The 20,890-nt window shown below is 64.8% G+C and carries 15 protein-coding genes; 8 read left to right on the top strand and 7 right to left on the bottom strand.

From position 1 onward, the window contains the following. Positions 1–82: 82 nt before the first annotated feature. Positions 83–1,234, top strand: a complete 1,152-nt coding sequence (locus ACTHNR_RS08795) for a sugar-transfer associated ATP-grasp domain-containing protein (RefSeq protein ID WP_440547191.1) — start codon at positions 83–85, stop codon at positions 1,232–1,234. Here the strand turns inward: ACTHNR_RS08795 and ACTHNR_RS08790 are convergent. From ACTHNR_RS08790 to ACTHNR_RS08760, 7 genes are all read right to left on the bottom strand, one after another. Next, positions 1,224–2,426 carry an ROK family transcriptional regulator gene (locus ACTHNR_RS08790; protein WP_440547190.1) on the bottom strand — a complete coding sequence of 401 codons (1,203 nt, stop codon included), beginning with the start codon at positions 2,424–2,426 and terminating at the stop codon, positions 1,224–1,226. The two genes, ACTHNR_RS08795 and ACTHNR_RS08790, sit on opposite strands and share 11 nt — an antisense overlap. A gap of 37 nt (positions 2,427–2,463) precedes the next feature. After that, the gene (locus ACTHNR_RS08785) at positions 2,464–3,258 is read right to left on the bottom strand and encodes an ATP-binding cassette domain-containing protein (protein ID WP_440547189.1); all 795 of its coding nucleotides are present in this window, start codon (positions 3,256–3,258) and stop codon (positions 2,464–2,466) included. Positions 3,259–3,337: 79 nt separating this feature from the next. After that, on the bottom strand, positions 3,338–4,273 hold the full coding sequence (locus tag ACTHNR_RS08780) for an ABC transporter permease (protein WP_440547199.1): 936 nt from the start codon (positions 4,271–4,273) through the stop codon (positions 3,338–3,340). Between the two features lie 144 nt (positions 4,274–4,417). Next, positions 4,418–5,371, bottom strand: coding sequence for a sugar ABC transporter substrate-binding protein (locus ACTHNR_RS08775; RefSeq protein WP_440547198.1), 954 nt, complete (start codon positions 5,369–5,371; stop codon positions 4,418–4,420). 495 nt (positions 5,372–5,866) lie between these two features. Then, positions 5,867–6,451, bottom strand: coding sequence for a flagellar transcriptional regulator FlhC (gene flhC, locus ACTHNR_RS08770; RefSeq protein ID WP_440547188.1), 585 nt, complete (start codon positions 6,449–6,451; stop codon positions 5,867–5,869). Between the two features lie 19 nt (positions 6,452–6,470). After that, the gene (flhD, locus tag ACTHNR_RS08765) at positions 6,471–6,791 is read right to left on the bottom strand and encodes a flagellar transcriptional regulator FlhD (protein WP_440547187.1); all 321 of its coding nucleotides are present in this window, start codon (positions 6,789–6,791) and stop codon (positions 6,471–6,473) included. 394 nt (positions 6,792–7,185) lie between these two features. Continuing rightward, positions 7,186–7,629: a diacylglycerol kinase gene (locus ACTHNR_RS08760; RefSeq protein ID WP_440547186.1), complete on the bottom strand. Its 444-nt coding sequence runs from the start codon at positions 7,627–7,629 to the stop codon at positions 7,186–7,188. 315 nt (positions 7,630–7,944) lie between these two features. Here ACTHNR_RS08760 and bcsB point away from each other — a divergent pair, with 315 nt between their 5' ends. Genes bcsB through bcsA form a run of 7 tightly spaced genes read left to right on the top strand, consistent with a single transcriptional unit; the run spans position 7,945 to position 20,874 of the window. Further along, on the top strand, positions 7,945–10,224 hold the full coding sequence (gene bcsB / locus ACTHNR_RS08755; protein ID WP_440547185.1) for a cellulose biosynthesis cyclic di-GMP-binding regulatory protein BcsB: 2,280 nt from the start codon (positions 7,945–7,947) through the stop codon (positions 10,222–10,224). A gap of 3 nt (positions 10,225–10,227) precedes the next feature. Next, a complete protein-coding gene (gene bcsZ, locus ACTHNR_RS08750; RefSeq protein WP_440547184.1) occupies positions 10,228–11,445 on the top strand; it encodes a cellulose synthase complex periplasmic endoglucanase BcsZ in 1,218 nt (405 codons plus the stop codon). Then, the gene (locus ACTHNR_RS08745) at positions 11,442–15,296 is read left to right on the top strand and encodes a cellulose synthase subunit BcsC-related outer membrane protein (RefSeq protein WP_440547183.1); all 3,855 of its coding nucleotides are present in this window, start codon (positions 11,442–11,444) and stop codon (positions 15,294–15,296) included. The genes bcsZ and ACTHNR_RS08745 overlap by 4 nt, the downstream gene beginning before the upstream one ends. Positions 15,297–15,309: 13 nt before the next feature. Continuing rightward, positions 15,310–17,310 carry a cellulose biosynthesis protein BcsE gene (bcsE, locus tag ACTHNR_RS08740; RefSeq protein WP_440547182.1) on the top strand — a complete coding sequence of 667 codons (2,001 nt, stop codon included), beginning with the start codon at positions 15,310–15,312 and terminating at the stop codon, positions 17,308–17,310. Beyond that, complete coding sequence (locus ACTHNR_RS08735; protein WP_440547181.1) at positions 17,307–17,540, top strand: hypothetical protein; 234 nt, start codon at positions 17,307–17,309, stop codon at positions 17,538–17,540. Before bcsE ends, ACTHNR_RS08735 begins: the two co-directional genes overlap by 4 nt. After that, positions 17,537–18,334, top strand: coding sequence for a cellulose biosynthesis protein BcsQ (bcsQ, locus tag ACTHNR_RS08730; protein ID WP_440547180.1), 798 nt, complete (start codon positions 17,537–17,539; stop codon positions 18,332–18,334). Before ACTHNR_RS08735 ends, bcsQ begins: the two co-directional genes overlap by 4 nt. Further along, entirely contained in the window at positions 18,331–20,874 is a 2,544-nt protein-coding gene (gene bcsA, locus ACTHNR_RS08725; RefSeq protein ID WP_440547179.1) for a UDP-forming cellulose synthase catalytic subunit, read from the top strand. The genes bcsQ and bcsA overlap by 4 nt, the downstream gene beginning before the upstream one ends. Positions 20,875–20,890 lie beyond the last annotated feature (16 nt).

The raw sequence follows: 20,890 nt of genomic DNA, 5'->3' as shown, positions 1-20,890 counted from the left end.
AAGTGCGGTTGCGTTCTGCGGCATCGAAAGGCGATGCGCTGTAGCCAGCATTTTCTTCGTGTCGGGGAGCGGAGGAGGTGTCATGCAATTCGATGCTATGGTTTTTGCCGAGAGGCTGGCTCGCCGCGCGGCGGATTGGCGGTTTCATCGTGAGCATCGCGCTCAAGCCACGGCAATTCATCGAACGCTCGAGCGGGCATTAGGTCCGACGAATCGCGTCGACATTGAACGCGCGGATACCTATGCGCGCGAAGTGCTAGGGCATGTCTGCTACGCACCATGGCTTTATGTCTATACGGCTATCGCGGGACGCTTCAAGGAAGGCTGGATTCCTGACAATTATTACGGCCGTGTCGTCGTGCCGAAGCTCAAGGGCGGATATGGAAAGGCTGCAAGCCTGAAGGCGCTACAGCGCACGCTATTCGACAGCGCGACTTTTCCGGATGTCGCCTATTTCGTGAATGGGTTGTTCGTGAAGCCAGACGGTACGCCGATTCCGGCTGACGAAGTTGCGCTCCATCTCTTCGCCGAGCACGATTCGCTCGTCTTCAAGATCGACAACTCGCGGCAAGGCAAGGGTATCTTTTTCCTGGATCGCAAGAGGTTCGATGTCGAAACGGTCAAGCGCCTGGGTAATGGCGTCTTGCAACGAAGGATCGTTCAGCACGAAGCGCTTGGGTGCTTCGCGCCGCGGTCGGTCGCCACGTTGCGCCTCACCACGGCGGTGAACGACGAGGGCGTCGTAACCGTGCGCGCTTGCTATTTGCGTTTAGGGCGCGATACCGACACGCACGTCCAGTCGAGCAGTCATGTGCGCATTCCCGTCGATCCTGAGACGGGCGAACTGAACGAAACGGGCTATTTGACCGACTGGACTGTCATTCGCGAACATCCGGACAGCAAGATTCGATTCGCCGGTGTGACCGTGCCGTCGTTTGACGCTTGTTTGACGACGGTGCTCACTTTGCATCGAAAGATTCTATGCAATCGCTGTGTGGGATGGGATTTGGCGATTGCCGACGACGGCCGCGTCGAAGTGATGGAATGCAACGCCGAGCATAACGACGTCAAATTCAGCGAGGCGACTCAGGGGCCTTGTTTTGCTGATTTGCGGTGGGAGCGGTTGGTGCAGCCGGAGATGCGTCGACAAAAAGCGGCGCGTCCGCCGCTTGACACGAGCACTCAAGCGGGCGACGCATCGCCGAAAGAAGCGCCTCCGCCGCTCAGTCCTTGAGAAACAACTCGTGCATGGGCGCGAAATGCGCGTAGAGCGGCAGAATCGCCCCGCCCATTGCACGAGCATCTGCCCCGATCGTGCCTTCGATCAATTGCGGCCTGACCATGCCCTCCCATTCGATACGATCGAGCGCGCCTTGCGTGCGCCGGATGAGCTCGCGCACCAGCTGCCGATCGATCTCCCCGTCGATGACGACGGCCTCCAAATCGAGCAGCGCCGTCGATCCGGCGATCGTCATCGCGATCGCGGGGCATGCTTCGTCGAGCCAACGTTCCGTCACGGCCCAGGCATGCGCGCCCAGGGCGCGATGATCGTGCGCGGCGGCCGCGGGGATACCGGCGGCCACGAACCGTTGTTCTAAAACGAATCCCGACGCCGAATGCAGCAATTGTCTGGACGCATGGCCGTTGCCTAGCGCGAGCGGCATCGAGCCGACGGCGCCGGCGTTGCCGTGCGGGCCGCCGTGCAAGCGGCCGTCGATCACGAGCCCGCCGCCGATGAACGTGCCGACGAACAAGTAGAGAAACGAACGGATCCCGCGTCCCTGGCCCATGACGAGTTCGGCAGCGCAAGCGGCGGTCGTGTCCTTGGCGAATTCGACGGGCAGGCCCGTCATGGAAGCGATACGCGTGCGGATATCGATCGCGTTCCACGCTTCCAGCGCCGCGGGAGGCGCGCCCAGGAAATCGCGCCATCCGCCGAGCCAAAGCGGCGCGGCCACGCCGATGCCGACGACTTTGTCCGCATGCGGGCCGAGCGAGTCGGTCGCGCGCGCGATCTTCGCTTCCAGCGCCGGAAACAACGTGTCGGGATCGGGGTAGGCGTACTCGAGCACATCGCGCGTGCGGACGTGCCCCGTGAAATCCATGGCCAGCACGTCGAGACTGCGCCGTCCGACTTTGATGCCGATCGTGTAGGCCCCTTCAGGACGCAGCGCGATCGGCACCGACGGCTGGCCGATGCGCCCGCGCACGCGCGCTTGCTTGGCGAGCAGGCCGTCGTCGATCAAGCGATCCACGATCATCGACACGCTCTGCATGCTGAGCCGCGTCAGGCGTGCGACGTCGGCCTTCGAGAGCGGACCGTGCAGGCGCACCGCCTGCAGCACGATGCGCTCGTTGAACTGCCGCATGCCGACCTGGTTGGAACCGACGGTCCGTGCAGTATGCGGATGCGTTCGCGCGTTCATAGGTCAGGAAGCTCGGTGCGACGCCGTGCGCCGATCGTCATGCGATGGCTCTGACGTCGGCCTGCTTGGCCCCCGTCATGATCGCGACGGCATCGGACATGTGAATGTCCTTCGTATTGACGAGCGCCGCGCGCCGCCCGAGCCGCTGAATATGAATGCGGTCGGCGATCTCGAACACGTGCGGCATATTGTGGCTGATGAGGATGACGGGCAGGCCGCGATCGCGCACGCGCCGGATGAGCTCGAGCACCATGTTGCCTTCCTTGACGCCGAGCGCGGCCGTCGGTTCGTCGAGAATCACGACGTGCCGCGCGAACGCGGCGCTGCGGGCGACGGCAACGCCTTGACGTTGCCCGCCCGAAAGCGTTTCGACGGGTTGCCGCATCGATCGAATGCCGATCTGCAGATCCTTCATGTGCGATGTGGCTTCTTCGAGCATGCGCCGCTTGTCGATCATCTTGAGCACTGAACCGCGCCAACCTGGAAGCCGGCGCTCGCGCCCGAGAAACAGGTTCTCGGCGATCGTCATGGCCGGCGCAACGGCCAGCTCCTGATACACGGTTTCGATGCCTTTCTCGCGCGCATCGAGCGGGCTGCGAAACTTGACGGGCGCGCCGTCGAGCAGAATCTCGCCCTCGTCGGGTACGGTGGCGCCCGACAGCGCTTTGATCAGCGAGGATTTCCCCGCGCCGTTGTCGCCGATCACGGCGAGAATTTCGCCCGGCAGGACTTCGAAATCACAGCCGTCGAGCGCGGTCACTTGTCCGTAGCGCTTCACGAGGCCGCGCGCTTGCAGCACGGGCGTGGCCGAGCGGGAGGTTGGGGTCGACATGGCGTTTCCTTGACGAATTCGAAAGTTCGAATATTCGAATGCTTCGAGTACCAAATAACGATGAGCGGCGAGCGTTGCGTCAGCCGCGGCGATGCGAGAGCTTATCTGCCGCCACCGCGAGAATCACGAGAATGCCGGTAATGAGCACCTGATAGACGGACGACACGCCGATCAGCGTCAGCCCATTGCGGAACACGCCCACGATCAGCGCGCCGAGCAGCGTGCCGACGATCGATCCGCGTCCCCCGAACAAACTGGTTCCGCCCAGCACAACGGCCGTAATACTGTCGAGGTTGTCGGTCTGCCCGGCTTGCGGGTCGCCCACGCCGGTGCGCGAGACGAGCAGCAGCGCTGCGATGCCGTAGATGAAGCCGGCTAGCGAATAGACCGTCAGCAAGATGCGCTGCGACGACAGGCCCATCAAGCGCGCCGCTTCCGGGTTGTTGCCGAGCGCGTACAGATGCCGTCCGGGTACGGTGTTTCGGAGAACGAACCACGTGGCGAGGTACATCAAAAGCGCGAGCACGGTGCCGTACGTCACTTCTGCCGGCCCGACGCGGAACGTATTGCCGAGGAACATCATGGCGTCGGGCAGGCTCGATACCGTTTCCGCATTGGAATAGATCTGCGTCAGCGCGAACGCAATGTTCAGCGTGCCGAGCGTTACGATGAACGAGGGCAGTTTGATGCGTGTCACGAGGACACCATTTAGGAGACCGAACAATGTGCTCGCGCCGATGCCGCACAGAATCGCAAGCACCGGCGGCACGCCGAGCACGACGGCGAATTTGGTCATGATGATCGAGCCGAACGCCATGACCATGCCGCAGGACAAATCGATGCCTGCAGTAAGAACGATCAACGTCTGCCCGATGGCGATGACGGCCACGACCATCGTCTGCTGAAGAATCAGCGATAGATTTTGGAATGACAAAAACCGGCTGCTTTGCGACATGAAGAAGGCGCACGCGGCAACCAAGGCGATCAACGGGCCTGCCTCGGCGATGGTCGGCATGCGATGGCCGCGCGAGTGAGGGGCGGGGGCCGGCGCGAGCGGCCCGGCGGATTGAGTCGTCATGATGCGTCTTCTCCTACGGTCGAAATGGAAAACAGCGCCGGCGCGGCAACGGGGAATCGCCGCGCCGGTAGCGGTTGCCCGTTACTTGCCCCAGCAGTTCTCGAGGCCGAACTTCGTGTCTTTGCTGTCGACACCTTGCATCGGCTTATCGGTGATCAGCGTGACGCCCGTGTCCGTATAGCCGCTGACCTTCTTGCCGGTCTTCACATAATCGATGCCGGCGTCGACGCCCATCGCCGCCATCTTCAGCGGGTATTGCTGAGCCGTCGCCGCGATCTCGCCGGCCTTGACGTTGCGCACGCCTTCGCAGCCGCCGTCGATCGAGACGATCAGTACGTCCTTCTCCTTGCCGGCCGTCTTGAGCGCGCGATAGGCGCCGGCCGCCGCGGGTTCGTTGATCGTGTAGACGACGTTGATGTCCGGCGCCTTCTGCAGGCAGTTCTCCATGGCCGCTTGGCCCTTCGATTGATCGCCGCGCGTGTCCTGGCTGCAGACGATGCTGGGGTCGCCTTGCTTGACGCCGAAGCCTTGCAGGAAGCCGTTATGGCGCAGCACGCCGACCGAGATGCCCGGCGCGAGGTCGAGCGTGGCGATCTTGGCGGGCTTGTTGCCGAGCGCCTTCTTGGCGTATTCGCCGATCAGCACGCCGGCCTTGAAGTTGTCGGTCGCGAAGAGCGCGTCGGTCGCATTTTGCGGATCGGTGGGCGTGTCGAGCGCGATCACCATCACGCCGGCCTTGCGCGCTTTCTCGATCGATGGAACGATGGCCTTCGTATCGCTCGGCGTAATCAAGATCGCTTTCGCGCCGGCGGTCGTCATGTTCTCGAGCGCCGTCACCTGCGCGCCGTTGTCGCCGTCGTATCGGCCGGCGGCCGTCAGCAGCTTGGCGCCGCCTTTGTTCGCGGCGGCTTGCGCGCCTTCCTTCATCTTGACGAAGAACGGATTGGTGTCCGTTTTCGTCACGAGGCCGATGATGGGTTGTTCGGCGAATGCGGCGCCGGCCAGCAGAACGGACGCCGCGGCGGCGCCGAGCATGGCATGCCGCGCGCAAGCAAGATAGGGACGGGTCTTCATCGAACGCTCCTCCTCCAGTGATTAACAACGAATGGGTGAAGTGGCAGGCGCATGTCGTCGGCTGCTCGATTAAATCAACTGCGTGGATTTAGTACAGCAGCCGCTTGAGAAGGAGTCAAGGGCAGGGGATCTGTGCGGTGCGGAAGAAACGAGGCCGGTGAAACGACTCAGCCTTCGCCGCCTCGTGGCAAACGACGATTGCCGCAATGCATCATAAAAAGCGCAAACTCAGGGAATATCCGGAGGCGTAGGCGCCAGGGAGGAAGCGCTTAATTCGGTGTTTAGTGGTGGTTCGACGGCTGCCGGCTCTTGCGATTCGAGCTCGAACCGTCGAAGCACATCGAGGCCACGCCATCGACGTGGCGACCCGTGGCGCGGCTGGAGTGCGTCACGGGCGGGAAGAAAGAGGAAGGGGGCAGCGGGTTTAGCCCCGGGTTTGACCCCGGCTTTGACCCATCAGGCAGCGCAGGCGGCTTGTCCCGACGCGGCGGTAGCGGCGGCCACGGCAGGCTTCGCCGCGCTCGCGCGCTTGGTCTTGCCTGCCCGCGAAGGCGGCTGACAGGCGCCGCACACGACGTTGTGCTGCAGGTCGTGCTTATGCGCCACGAATTTGCCGCTGCAGCGGCAGCAGGGCGTGAGTTGCAGGATTTCGGCATCGAAGAAGCGCACGAGCGTCCACGCGCGCGTGAGATCGAGTACCGGCTCGGCGTCGCTGTGCTTGCAATGCTCGAGGTATAGCCGATAGCCCTTGGTCAGCGCGTCGAGATGCGAGCATCCGGCCTCGTGCTTGAGGAACACGTAGGTGTTGTAAAACAGCGACGCGTGAATGTTCGCGAGCCACGTCATGTACCAGTCGGCCGAAAACGGCAACATACCCTTCGGCGGCGACACGCCTTTGATCTCGCGATAAAGGCGAATCATGCGGTCGCGGGAAAGCGACAGTTCGCTCTCCAGCACCTGCATGCGCGCGCCCAGCTCGATGAGCGCAATGGCGCGAAACACTTCTTGCGCGTCTTCCGTGAGGCTCTTCTTTTGGACCATGACGCTGCCCCTTGTCGATTTACGCGAATTGCTCAGCCGGTTGGCTCGCGAGCAAAATCGCGGTGTGGGTGGCGGCCACTTCGGCGTTTTTCGCGGTCTGCGTCAAAGCCGAAAGCATGGCGTGGTCGTTGAAGCGGAAGAAGCACAACAGTTGATCGGAAGAGGCAAGCTTGACGCACTGCGCGAGCGACAGCCCGGCGAGCAAGTCAGCCATTTCCGATGACAGGCCGAGGCGAAACATTCCGATGGCCTTGTCCTCGCGCAGCATGCGCTGCGCAAGCATGACGTACGACAAATTAATTTCGCGGATAGAGTCCAGCGTCTCGCTGCTGCGGTCCATTTCTCACGTTTCCGAAGCCCCGTTGACCCGAATCGGTATGTTTTACCGTATATTTTTTTCGCTTTTGTGCCCGACATCGTTTGCGCGACCCCGCAGCACTATCTGATACAGGTAGTTACAATCTGTAACACCGTTGACCGCATTCTAAGAACCAGTTTTACCGAAAGCAATCCCTTCCTAATAAAATGTAGGAAAAAAGCACGCTTAGGGTTTTCGGCAATTTTTTCATGTTTGTGTAACAAGAAAAGTTGACCGAATTCAACCGAGGGTTTGCCCTTGAAATTCGCGACAAAACGCGTCGTTTTCGCGAATTGAAAGCTTGTTGAAAGATAATTGTTGCGCATGCGTAACAATTACCAAACCGCCTGGTCGGGTAAATCCCGAGGCGTGCCGCCTAGGGTTGGATGTGCAGCCAGCGGCGCGCAAGCGGCCAAAGCAGCACCGCCCACGTCAGGGCGCAGATGATGAGCGCGACGAGCACCGCGGCGCTGCCGCAGTCCTTGGCTCGTCCGGACAACTCGTGGCGATCGAGCGAAATGCGATCGACGACGGCCTCGATGGCCGAGTTCATCAATTCGACCAGTAGGACGAGCAGCACCGAGCCGATCAACATGACCCGTTCGACGGGGGAGACCGGCAACAGCAACGCACACGGAATCAGAACAACGGCGAGGACGCTTTCTTGGCGGAATGCGCTTTCCGAAAGCCAGGTTGCGCGCAGGCCCGCGTATGAGTGCTTGAAGGCGAATAAAGCGCGCAGCAAGCCGGTGCGCTTGGTTGCTGTCGGCGGCGATTGGGGCGTACGCGGCGCCGATGAAGAATGGGTGGAGCGAGCCATCGAATGTCCCTGTGCTCGGCTGCTCAAAGGTCGCCGATATTAACGAATGTTACGATAAAATTGTCAGACTTCTCTGCTATCCTTGACCGCTTTCGCGCAGCGAGGCGTTCGCCTACCGGTTACAGATCGGCGTCCTTCCGCGTGCGGCGCGCGCAACGGCGCCGGCCGCCACATTCAGTCGATCGGGGCCTGTTCGTCATCGGCGCATTTGCCGTGTATCAAAGTTCTACTTAAAAACCGTTATATATAAACGGGCCGAAATCGGCGCACTCTTTGCTTGTGCACAGCCGCCATTTCGTATGAACCAGGCCGTCAATGAAAATAGTTCTTTCGACTTACGTTTGTGCGGCGATATTGGCAGGGTGCTTAGTGTCGTCGTCGCAGGCAGCACAGCAGATCGCATCCCCGGCGGGGCAGGTACCGGCAACCGCGATGGCGAGCCCGCCGGTATCGGCTTCGGCTTCAGCGACGACGCTCACGTTCGCCGCGCTGGGTGCTTATCAGCCGCTTCACCTGCGCGGTCCCGACGATACGCGCACGGTTAATGTGGGCGTCAGGCTCGATCGCGTCGTCACCGCGGCCACGCTCAGGCTGCGCTATACGTATTCGCCCGCGCTCGTGTTTTCGCTGTCGCATCTAAAAGTATCGATCAACGGCGAGGCGGTGGCTACCGTGCCGTTCGACGCCGAGCATGCGGGGCAGATGCTCACGCGCGACATTCCGCTCGATCCGCGTTTCTTGACGGATTACAACCAGCTCAACGTTCAATTGATCGCGCATTACACGCTCGATCATTGCGAGGATCCCGAGAACTCGGCGTTGTGGGCCGATGTGAGCCCGACGAGCGAAGTCTTGCTCGATACCGTCCCGCTCAAACTGCCGAACGATCTGAGCTTGCTGCCTGCGCCGTTTTTCGATCGGCGCGATCCGGCGCAACTGCGCCTGCCTTTCGTGCTGCCGGCTTCGGCCGATAACGCGACGCTGGAAAGCGCGGGCATCCTGGCGTCATGGTTCGGTGAACTCGCCGATTACCGCCAGGCTCGATTCACTGCCATGGCCACACTGCCGACGGATTCGCATGCGGTCGTCGTAGGCACGCGTGCGCAGCTGCCCGCTGGGTTGGCGTTGCCCGAGGTGAACGGCCCGATGTTGCTCGTCATGGACAATCCGTCGGCGGCCGACAAGAAGCTTTTGATCGTGACGGGGCGCACCGAGGAAGAGGTCAAACGGGCCGCGGACGCGCTCGTGCTCGGCAAGGCCGCGCTCGCGGGCGATCGCGCAACCGTGTCGCAAGTCGACATCGGGCCGGTGCGCCAGCCCTACGATGCGCCGCGGTGGCTGCCGATCGGCCGGCCGATCGCCTTCAAGAAGCTCGTCGACGATCCCAGCCAGCTCCAAGTGTCGGGCAGCCGGCCCGATGCGATTCGCCTCAACTTGCGCGTACCCGCCGATCTCTATTCATGGAGCGGACAAGGCGTGCCGCTCGATTTGAAGTACCGCTACACCGCACCCACCGTGCAGAACAACTCGGCGCTGGCGATTTCGATCAACGACTTGCTGGTCAAATCGCTTCGACTGCCGCCGGCGAAGGCCCAGGACGCACAAGGGCGCCTGCAGGTACCGCTGCTCGGCGGCTCCGATGCGCGCACGGCCGACTTGCTCGACATCCCCGCGTTTCGCGTCGGCAGTTCGAACCAGCTTCAGTTGAAGTTCGATCTCGACTCGCAAAAGACCGGGCTTTGCCAAGGCGTCGCGCAAAACCCGGTCCGCGCGGCCGTCGACCCGGATTCGACCATCGACTTTTCTCACTTCGTTCACTACGCGCGGATGCCGAACCTCGCGTACTTCGCGAACAGCGGTTTCCCGTTCACGCGCTATGCGGATCTCTCGCAAACCGCGGTCGTCTTGCCGGAGCACCCCGCGCCGGAAGATCTCGATGCGTATCTGACCGTGCTCGGGCATATGGGGCAATGGACGGGCTTTCCGGCGCTGCGCGTGCAAGTGGTGCGCCCCGCGCAAGTGCCGCGTGCCCGGCAAACTCCGCATGAGTCGGGCAAGGATTTGCTCGTGATCGGCGACAGCGGCTCGGGCGTGCTGCCGGCCGCCTGGTCGGGCGCCTTGCCGCTGGCGATCGCGGCGGGGTCGGGCGGGCAAGTCACGCGCACCGCGTTCTCGGTCAAGGAATACTGGCGCGACGGCGTGCACGTACCGGAAGGCAGCGCGCGGCTCGACGAAAGCGGCCCGATCGCCGCGCTGCTCGGGCTGGAACTGCCGGGCAGCAAGGGGCGCAGCGTCGTCGCCATGACGGGCACGTCCCCGGCTCGGCTTCGCGATTTGCTCGATGTGCTGGATAAGCCTGGGCTCGTCGCGCAGTTGCAAGGCGACGTGTCGCTCGTGCGCGGCGGGCGGGTCGAGAGCATGCGTGTCGGCGATACGTACGTCGTCGGCTATGTGCCTTGGTATGCGCAGATCTGGGGCCGTGCGATCCGCCATCCGATTTTGCTCGGCGTGCTCGGCGCGATCGGCGGTCTGCTGCTCGCCATCGGCGCGTTCACCGCGCTGCAAGAACTGTCCGCGCGACGCCGGGGGATTTGACGGATGGCGTGCGGCAAAGAGCGACGTTCGTTCGGAAAGGCGATCGGGTGGGTGTGCGGCGGCTTGGCCGCGGCCCTCGTGGCGGGTTCGGCATGGGCCGAAGGCGCGAACGCGGCGCGGCCGGCGGGCGCATCGTCGGCCGCCGCTTGCACGTTCGGCTGGCCGCTCTGGGACAGATTCAAGCAAGGATTTCTTTCGGCCGATGGGCGTGTGATCGACGTCGGTTCGGCCGACGAACGTACCGTGTCCGAAGGGCAGGGATATGCCCTGTTCTTCGCGCTCGTCGCGAACGATCGCGCCACATTCGACGAAGTCTTGCGCTGGACGGAGAACAACCTAGCGGCCGGCGATCTGACGAGTCACTTACCGGCTTGGCTATGGGGCCGCGCCCAGGACGGCAACTGGCGCGTGCTCGACGACAATTCGGCGTCGGACGCCGATCTTTGGATTGCTTACGCGCTCATGCAGGCGGGCGCGCTGTGGCACGAACGCAGCTACACGGCGCGCGGCGCGGTGCTCGCTCGTCACATCCTCGAGCAGGAAACGGCAACGCTGCCGGGCCTCGGGCTCACATTGTTGCCGGGCCCGCAGGGGTTTCATCCGAACCCGGACGAGTGGCGCGTCAATCCTAGCTATGTGCCGCTCCAGGTGTTGCGCGGCCTGGCCGCCCAACAGCCGGACGATGGCCGGTGGGCGCGTCTGACGGCGTCGGCGTCCACGATGCTGCGGGACTCCGCCCCCCGCGGCTTCGCGCCGGACTGGGCGCGCTATCGCGCGGGGCAAGGGTTCCTGCCCGATACCGACACGCAAGGCCGCGGCAGCTACGACGCGATCCGCGTCTACCTATGGGCGGGCATGCTCGATCCGACTGGCGCGGGCGCGAAACGCTTGCTCGAACACTTCAAGCCATTTGCCGATTACATCGCGGCGCACGGTGCGCCCTACGAATCGATCGATACGACGACGGGCGAGGCGAAGCAAACCGGTAACGCCGGTTTCTCGGCAGCTGCCGCGCCGTTTCTGGCGGCGTTGGGCCAGAGGGCCGCGGCCGATGCGCAGGTGCGGCGCGTGCAATCGCTCGAAGCTCAGGAGCCGCCGGGCTACTACACGAGCGTGCTGACGCTGTTCGGGTTGGGTTGGCGCGATGGCCTCTTTCGGTTCAAAGCCAACGGCGCGCTCGACGTTAGGTGGAGGGCGGCGTGTCCGGGCGCGTCGCAATGAAGCATCGCGCTCGCGCCGGAGCCCGTCTCGCCCTGCAGTGCGCGATCATGACCTCGCTCGCGTGGGCGGCGTGCACGAAGGCCGCCCCTGCGTCCGATGCGCGCGCCTCCTCGCCTACCCAGGCGATCACCCCCGAGGCGCGTTTGCTCGCGACGGCGCGCATGTGGTCGGCGAAGCATCGCGACGACCTTGCATTGCAGGCCCTGCAAAAAGCGATGTTGATCGCACCGGACGATCCCGTGCTGATCGGCCTGGCCGTTCGGATCAAGTTGCGTCTGGGCGACGCTCGCGGCGCGGCGGCCATGCTCGACCGGCTGAAGGCGAGTCAGCCGGATGCCTTGACCACCCAGCAGCTCGAGGACGAATTTCGCGCCGCCACGAGCGGGCGCGGCGAATTGGCCACGATCCGATTGCTCGCGCGCAGCGGGCAAAACGAGCAAGCGGTCGAGCGCTTGCGCACGCTCTTTCCTCATGGTGCACCGCCCGGCGCGCTCGGGGCCGAGTATTACCAGATCCTGTCGGGCACGCCCACCGGGTACGTGCAGGCGGTCGACGGGCTGCGCAGGCGTATCGCGGCCGATTCGAGCGATTCGGCGGCGGCGCTGGTCCTCGTCGGCTTGCTGAATCAACGCGGTGCGACGCGCGCTGAAGCGAATCGACTCGCGTGGGCGCTGGCGGAACGCAAGGACGTCGACCATACCGAGGCCATGAATGCGTGGCGAGCCGTGCTGCAGTCGGCCGGCGAAGATCCCGCTTATCTCGGTGCCGTGCATGCGTACTTGGTGCTCGAGCCCGACGACAACGAGTTCAAGGATCGGGCCGCTGCGCTGGACGCAGAGCGGCAGGCCCAACTGAAGCTCGAGCGCGACCCCGACTACATCGCGCAGAAGCAAGGGCTGCGCGCATTGTCCAGAGGCGATCTGCCGGCGGCCGATACGCTGCTTTCGCGTGCCGCCAAAGCCCGCGCAAGCGATGCCGACGCTATTGGCGGTCTGGGCCTCGTGCGCTTGCGCGAGGGGCGGCAAGACGAGGCGCGCGCGCTGTTCCAGCGAGCCGCGGCCCTCGCGCCCGACAATCGCTCGAAGTGGGACGGGCTCGCCCGTACCGCGCTGGTCTGGGGGACGATCGCCAAAGGGCGCGAAGCCGCCGCCGCGGGGCGCCCGCAACAGGCGCAGCAGGCGGCGCAATCCGCGCTCGCACTCGACCCGAGCAACGCGCAGGCGAAGCAACTGCTCGCCGATGCATGGCTCGCGCAGCGCAATTGGACAGCCGCCGAGCCGTTGCTGCGCGAACTGCTCGCCAGCCGCCAACTCGACGTGGGCGCGGTGGAAAGCATGCAGACGCTGCTGCGCGAGACCGGGCGTGAAAATCAGATACCGGGCCTGCTCGATGCGCTTAGCCAGCGGTTTCGCGATCCGGCCGATCGCCAAGGGCTGGCCGGGCTGCGCGCGGATGTCCTGACGCGGCAGGCGCAGCAACTCGCGTCGATGGGCAAGCTTGGCCCGGCCGCCGAGCACTACGAGAAGGCGCTGCGTTTGACGCCGGATGCGCCGTGGACTCGCTTCGCGCTCGCCCGCATCTATCGCGGCCTCGGTTTGCCGCAACTGGGGCGGGCGGTGATGGACGATGGGCTGAAGACGAACCCATCGCCGGAACAGCGCTATGCAACGGCCCTTTATCGCAGTTCCGTCGACGACTTGACGGGGGCGCAATCGGTTTTAGCTGGCGTTCCGCCCGATGCGCGCACCGACGGCATGCGTGCGCTCGCACTTCGGCTCGAGGCGCAGGTCGCGCTGCAAGAGGCGCGTGTGGCATTCGCGAGCGGCGACGCCAAGGCCGCGGCGCACGCACTCGATACCGCACGCGAGAAAGGCGGCGCCGATCCGTACGTGACGGCATCGATCGGCGCCTTGCTCATCGACGAAGGACAGCCGGATCAAGGCTTGGCGCTGATGCGCGATTGGATGGCGCGGCACCCGAACGAAACGGATACCGATGTTCGATTGCGATACGGCGACCTGCTCGGCAGTGCTCAGCGCGATGACGATTTGGCCGCTTGGCTAGCCGGGTTGCGCCGCGAGCCGCATTTGACTGCGGAGCAGAGCGCGCGGCTGGAAGATCAATCCTTGCGGCTCGTGCTGCGCCGGACCGATACGGCGCTCGACGACAAAGACTTCGCGCTGGCGCGGCGCCGCTTGGCCGAGGCGAGCGCGGCCGGGAAACGCGACAAGCGATACGCACTCGAACTGGCCGATCTCGAGCGCGCGCAAGGGCATTTCGCCGCCGCACGCGCCGCGCTTGCTCCGGTGCTGGCGCATTCGCCGCAAGATCCCGAGGCGCGCCTCGCGCTCGCGCGCGTGCTCGAAGACAGCGGTCAGCGCGGTGCGGCGCTGCGCATCGTGCGCGAGGTGCTCGATGCCGCGCCGCCCGACGACATCGACACGCGCCTGTCGGCCGCGCGCCGATTGACGGCGCTGCGCCAGCCGCAAGAGGCGGCCCACATCACGGACGCACTCCGAACCGCCTATCCGACGCGCTCCGATGTGACGGTCGAAGCGGGGCGGGTGGAAGAAGAGCTCGGACGCTACGATCAAGCGGCAGCGCTCTATCGCCGCTCGCTTGCGCAGGAGCGCGCCGCGGGCATCGTCGCGCGCGGCCCGGACGGTACGCCGGCGCAAAGCGCGCTGGCCGATCTCGAACAGCGGCGCGATCCCGAGATCGAGGCGGGCTGGATGCCGGCGTTCAAATCGGGCGACCCGGGCATCTCCGATTATCACGCGCAGCAGGCGCCGATCTATATTCAGATGCCTTACCGTTACGAGGGCCATGTTTTTCTGCACCTCGATACGGTTCACTTGGATGCGGGCACGCTGGCGGTCACCGATCCCTCCACATTCGCGTTGCGCACGTTCGGCACGTTTTCGGCGTTCCCGTCGATTACCGGCTTGCCGGTCTACGTCTTGCATCAATCGGCGACAGGCGTGGCGATCGGCACGGGCTTCGTCTCCGACGCCTGGCGATTCGACATCGGTACGACGCCGCTCGGTTTTCCGATTCACTACATCGTCGGCGGCGTCCGCTATCGTTTCGACGCGGGGCCGGCGAGCTTTTCGGTCAGTGCGTCGCGCCGGCCGGAAACGAGCAGCGAACTTTCCTACGCGGGCCTGCGCGATCCCTGGACGAACGCCGTCTGGGGCGGCGTGCGCCGCGACGGCGTGGATTGGCACACGGGCATCGATTTGGGACGATTCAGCCTGTTCTCCGAACTCGGCGCCGGCGTGCTGACCGGCAAGCACGTCGCGTCGAACCAAGAGGTGACGCTTCGAACGGGCTTCACGACGCCCGTCTACCAGGGCAGGAGCATGCGCGTGAGCACGGGGCTCGTCGGCAACGTGTGGCACTACACGAACAACCTGCGCTTCTACAGCTACGGGCAAGGCGGCTACTACAGTCCGCAGATGTACCTGTCGCTCGGCGTGCCGATCGAATGGAACGGCAGGCGCGGACCGCTGACGTGGGATCTGACGGCGACGGTCGGCGTGTCGCACTCGTACGAAAAGGATTCGCCGTACTATCCCAACGGCTTGCCCGCCGGGGTACCCCAGCCTCCGGCGGGGCAAAGCCTCGTCTACACGGGCGGCTCGGGCGGCATAGGATTCTCGTACGGTTTGAGCGGCGTGGTGCAGTACCGATTCAATCCGCGTTTAGTGGCGGGCCTGCGCGTGGACATCGACCACGCGCACGATTACGCACCGAGTTCCGGCATGGTCTACGTGCGGTATTCGTTCGACGCGCGCAAGCCGGACACGAGCCTTTCGCCGAAGCCGGTCAGCCTCTATTCGAGCTACTAGCCCTATCAGTCACATGGACGAACGCAATCAACCCTCGAGCCGGCGCGACAGCGCGGACGGAGCCGATACGAACGGCGGCGCCGGCGCGCGCGCGGCCGGCAAGCGCTCGCCCCGTTTCGGCGCGCTCGTGCGCGAGGCGGTCGCGGCGCACGCCGGCAGCGGCAGCCGGCTCGCGATCGACGCGTTGCCCGACGAAGTCGCGCAGCTCGCACCGGGCCACTTCTATGCCATCTATGCCAAACCGCGCACGGCGGCGTGCGACGCGCTGATCTGGGCCAGCGCGAAGGCCGCGAACACGCGCCATGTGACGATCGTCCTGTCGCGCACACGCGCTCAGGCAGCGGCGCAAATGCGCGCGCTCGGCTTTCGTCCGGGCGTGCCCGCCCAAGGCTGGCCGCGCAATCTGAACGTGCTCGCGATGCCCGATGAAAGCGGGGAGCCTCTGGGCGACGGTCAGCCGTCCGACGTGGTTGCCGCGCCCATGCAATCGGGAAGTCGAATCGCATTCGCCCATCTGTTCGGCGGCCTGCGCGCGCTCAAGCGGTTCGGCTTTCGATCGAATGCGCTGTATTTCATCGAGGGGGCCGAGCGGTGGCTGTCTTGGGGCGATGCGGATGCGTTGGCGCGCGAGGGCCGGCTGCTCGCAAATTGGTGCGAGGCCCGGCGAATCGCACTCGTGTTGCTGCTCGATCCGTCAAAGATAGGCGGGACGCCCGAGCGCGACGAAACCGTCGACGCCTTCATGACCGACGAACTCGCCCAACGGGCGGGCCATCTCGAGTTTCATGGCGCCTGCGCGGGCATGGCGCGCATGGGGCGCACGCATGGCGAATTGCTTTGGCATGTCGATTTCTGGCGTACGGGCCGTGCGCTGGCGACAGGCGAGACCCGTGCGCTGCGCTTCACCGACGATGGGCGGCTATCCGTCGCGCCCGAGATCGTCGATGTCCAAGCGCAAGCGGCGCTGCGTCTCGCGCGCGATGAATCGCGCGTGGTTGCGACACGCTCGGTCGTTGCTCGCGAGAGCTGGGTGCCGCCGGAATGGGACATCGTCGAAGACCAGCAGGCGGCTGTCGCGGCGTGCGTCGGAGCGCAGGCCGCGACGGTGTTGCTCGACTACCGCGATCGGTCGACGCTCGAGGCGTTGTGCGCCGCCGTGCATACGCTGCGCCGCGAATGCGGACGGGCGCTCAAGATCGTCGTGGTCGAGCGGCGCGAGGCCTTGCGCCATCAATATGAGTTGCTGCTGCTCAGTCTCGGCGCGAACCTCATCATCGGGCGAGAACTGCCGTTCTCGCGCGTGCAATCGCTGCTGCGCTCCCTGCAGGGCCAACTCGATACGCGGCCGGTGGCGCTCGACTATCAAGCGGCGCTGGCCGCGGCATTGACCGACGATGTGCGAGGCTACTTGCCCGTGCCCGCGTTCTGCGAGCGCATCGAAGCGGTGCTCGCGCGCGGCGCGGTGCTCGACTTGCCGCATGTGCTGGCGAAGATCGCATTGCTGCCCAACGTGTCGCACGCCGAAGCGTTGAAGCAATGCGCGCCCCGTCGCGCCGGCGATGTGGTGACCGCCGACGCGGCGCATCTGTACGTGTTCTTGTTCGCATGCCGATTGCCCGATGCCGACGTGGCCCTCGCGCATATCTTCACGACGGCTGTCGAGCAACTGTCGGATCGCGTCGTCTATCTGGCCGAAGCCAGCATCGAGCGGGAGGTCAAGGCGCTGGAGGACACCAATCGGCGTTCGCCTATTGCCGATTTCAGCGATCTGTTCCCCGCCCCGCCGGTCGGCGAGCCGCGGCGCCCGGCCGTGGAACCGAGCCTGCCCGATGCGGCTCCCGCCGACGATGCGGCGTCTCAGCTTCAGGCTGTTGAAAATATGCTCGCAAAGATCAATCGGGACGAAACGGCGTCGCGGCGCCCCGCCGCCGATGCGCCGCCGCGGCCGCCCGCGTTTCGGCGCGGCGCGCAACCCTGTCCCATGCCGGTGCGCGGCCAAGGGGGCTCGAAATGATCGTCTTCTTATCGATCTGCTTTGCCGCCGGCATCGTCATCGCGATTCCGGTTTGGATCATCTCGCAGCGCTTCGGTACGCGCCGGGGGTTGCATGAAGCGCGTCGTTTCAACCCCGAGGACGCCGTGCCGTACCGCATCGAACCCGTCGCGCTGAAAGGCCGGCTGATGCCCGATCTCGATGGCGCCGAAGACGAAGTCGGTCATGGCGAGCAGGGAGGCGCTCGATGAAGACCGTTGCGCTCGTTTCGACCGTAGGAGGCGCGGGCCGCACCACGCTGACCGCGGCCTTGGCCGTTCTCCTCGCACGTCGCAGCCGCCCTGTCGCCGCGCTCGACCTGGATCCGCAGAACATGCTGGGCGCGCACCTCGGGCTCGACACGTTCGCCGCAGCGGGGCTTGCGCAGGCGATGGCCGGCCAGGCGCCTGCGTGGCAAGGCAATACCTGGCGCAATGCGGAAGGCGTGCTGTTCGTCCCGCACGGCGAGACCACGCTGGCCGAGCGAACGGCCTACGAAGCGCGGCTGGCCGCTCACCCCCGCTGGCTTGCCGATGCGCTTCAGCAAATCGATTTTCCGGCTCACGGCGTCGTGCTCGTCGATGCGCCGCGCTTTCCTTCGCAGCAGGCCGAGCAAGCGATCCGCTCGGCCGACCTCGTGTTGTGCGTGACGCCGCCCGAGCCGGCCGCCTGCGCGACGCTGGCCCGCTGCTTCCCAAGCTTGCGCGCGTCGGCTAGGACGGTCAAAGTCGTCGTCAATCGGCTCAACCCGGCGCGCGAAATGCAGCGCGATGCGCTGGCATTGCTGCGCGCTGCGGTAGGCGATGCGCTCGAGCTTGCGCATCGCGTGCATTTCGACGCGGCGATGCCCGATTCTCTCGCTCGCGGCGGATGGATCTTCGATGACGTTCCCTATTCGCAAGCGTCGCACGACCTCCACGGCTTGGCCAACTGGCTCGACGTCTGGCTGGAAAACGATGCGAACGCCGGCGCCGATGCGCGCGCCGGCTCGGAGCCGACGCGATGAGCACGCGAATCGCACGAGCGTTGCGCGGCCTGCGCGTGCGGTTGATCGAATGGATCGCCCTGGGTCTCGGGTTGCCGCGCGAGCGCACGACGCTCGATTGGTTCGTGCGCCTCGTGTTCATGCCGCCGCGCGGCGGCAGGCCCGATCATCCGCGACGCTTGTCGCGCCTAGCTTTCCGCACGCTGGCCGAAAGATGGGGCGTGCTCGATCCGCATAGCGTGCGTTCATGGTTGTGGCGCGCGTTCGTTCGGCCGCCGCGTACCCGCGTGCGCCCGGACATATCGCGCGCGCGCGAAACGCTCGATCGCCTCGAGCGATGGTTGACGCCGGCGGCGCTGCTCGTTCGGGGCGCGTGGCGCAAGCTCGAAGACTTGCTCGGTCTGCTGCCTTGGGACCGCTGGGGCGATGCGCTCGAGCGCGGCACGCAGCGCCTGGGGCATGCACGCCGTCTCGTGCTGGTGCTGGCGCTGTTCGGGGCGTTGCTGTGGGCAGGTGTCGGCGCCTCGCCGCTGCAGGCCAGCGGGCAGGTCCAGTTCTTCGTGCTGACGATCGGGCTCGCGCTCGTGGTGCGTCGCTTTCCGGGGCGCCTGCCCGTGCTCATTCTCGCCGCGCTGTCGCTGCTCGCGATGGGCCGCTACATCATTTGGCGGGTGACCCAAACGCTGGACTTCCGCACGCCCACCGAAGCAATCGTCGGCTATGCGCTGTTTTCGGCTGAAGTCTATACGTGGATGATCATGACGCTCGGCATGATCCAGACGGCTTGGCCGCTGAACCGTACGGTCGCAAGGCTGCCGAGCGACCCTTCGACTTGGCCGAGCGTCGACGTCTACATTCCCACCTATAACGAACCGCTTTCGGTGGTGCGGCCCGCGGTGTTTGCGGCGCAAGGTATCGATTGGCCATCGTCGAAGCTGCGCGTGTACCTGCTCGACGACGGACGCCGGCCCGAATTCGAAGCGTTCGCGCGCGAGTCGGGCATCGAGTATTTGACCCGCACGGACAATCGCAACGCCAAGGCGGGCAACATCAATGCGGCGCTCACGCGCACGCAGGGCGAATACATTGCGATTTTCGACTGCGACCACGTGCCGACGCGCTCGTTCTTGCAGACGACGATGGGCACGTTCCTGCGCGATCCGAAGTGCGCGATGGTGCAAACGCCTCACCACTTCTTCTCGCCCGACCCGTTCGAGCGAAATTTGGGCACGTTCCGCCGCGTGCCGAACGAAGGCAAATTGTTCTACGGCCTAGTTCAAGCCGGTAACGATCTGTGGAATGCCTCGTTCTTCTGCGGCTCCTGCGCGATCATCAAGCGTGGGCCTTTGGAGGCCGTGGGTGGCGTGGCCGTCGAGACGGTGACGGAGGACGCGCATACCGCCCTGCGGTTGCATCGCAAAGGTTATACGACGGCCTATTTGCCCACGGTGCAGGCGGCCGGTCTGGCGACGGAAAGTTTGGCCGGGCACATCAAGCAGCGCACGCGGTGGGCGCGCGGCATGGCGCAGATCTTCCGTATCGACAATCCGTTTCTCGGTCGCGGGCTGGGCCTGTTCCAGCGGCTGTGCTACGGCAACGCGATGATGCATTTCTTCTACGGCGTGCCGCGTTTGATTTTCCTCGTCATGCCGATGGCGTACCTGTTCTTCCAGCTGTACTTCATCAACGCGGCCGCAACGACGATCGCGAGCTACGTGCTGCCATACATCTTCCTGTCGAATGTCGCGAACTCGCGCATGCAAGGAAAGTATCGGCATTCGTTCTGGGCCGAGGTCTACGAATCGGTGTTGGCCTGGTACATCGCATTACCTACGACGTTCGCCTTCTTCAGTCCGAAACACGGCAAGTTCAACGTGACCGAGAAGGGCGGGCGCGTCGACGAGGGCTATTTCGACTGGGCCGTCTCCAAGCCGTATCTCGTGCTGCTCGGCCTGAACGTCGTGGCGTTCCTGGCCGGCGTGTATCGGCTGTCGTTCAATGCGAACGGTGAAGGGCCGACGATCGTCATGAACATGGTGTGGACGATGTACAACCTGGCGCTGCTGGGCGCGGCGGTCAGCGTCGCGAGCGAGGCCAAGCAAGTGCGCGTCACGCACCGCATCGCCATGCGCGTCCCGGCCACGCTGCTGCTGCCCGATGGGACAACGGTCGCGTGCATGACGAGCGACTATTCGACGGGCGGCTTGGGGCTCGAGCTGCCCGCTGACGGCATCGCACTCGACGGCGGGCAAGCGCTGCACGTGACACTGAGCCGCGGCGATCGGATGTTTTATTTCCCGGCGCGCGTGACGCGGCTGGCAGGCCGTCATTTGGGACTGCAGTTCGAGACGCTGACGCTCGAACAGGAGCGGCAATTCGTGCAATGCACGTTCGGGCGCGCCGATGCTTGGCTCAGCGGCGACGACGAAACGAAGGAAGACATGCCGCTTGCCGGCTTCAAGGAAGTGATGCTGATGGGCATCGAGGGCTATGCGCGATTGGCGCAGGGCGCGCTGCGCTCGGTGCGCTCGCTGCTGGCGCTCGATCGCGCCCGATACTGACGATGGAAATCCATTC

The organism is Trinickia sp. (assembly GCF_051954495.1).
In the GTDB taxonomy this organism is placed as follows: domain Bacteria; phylum Pseudomonadota; class Gammaproteobacteria; order Burkholderiales; family Burkholderiaceae; genus Trinickia.
This window is presented reverse-complemented; position numbering and strand designations above follow the sequence as displayed.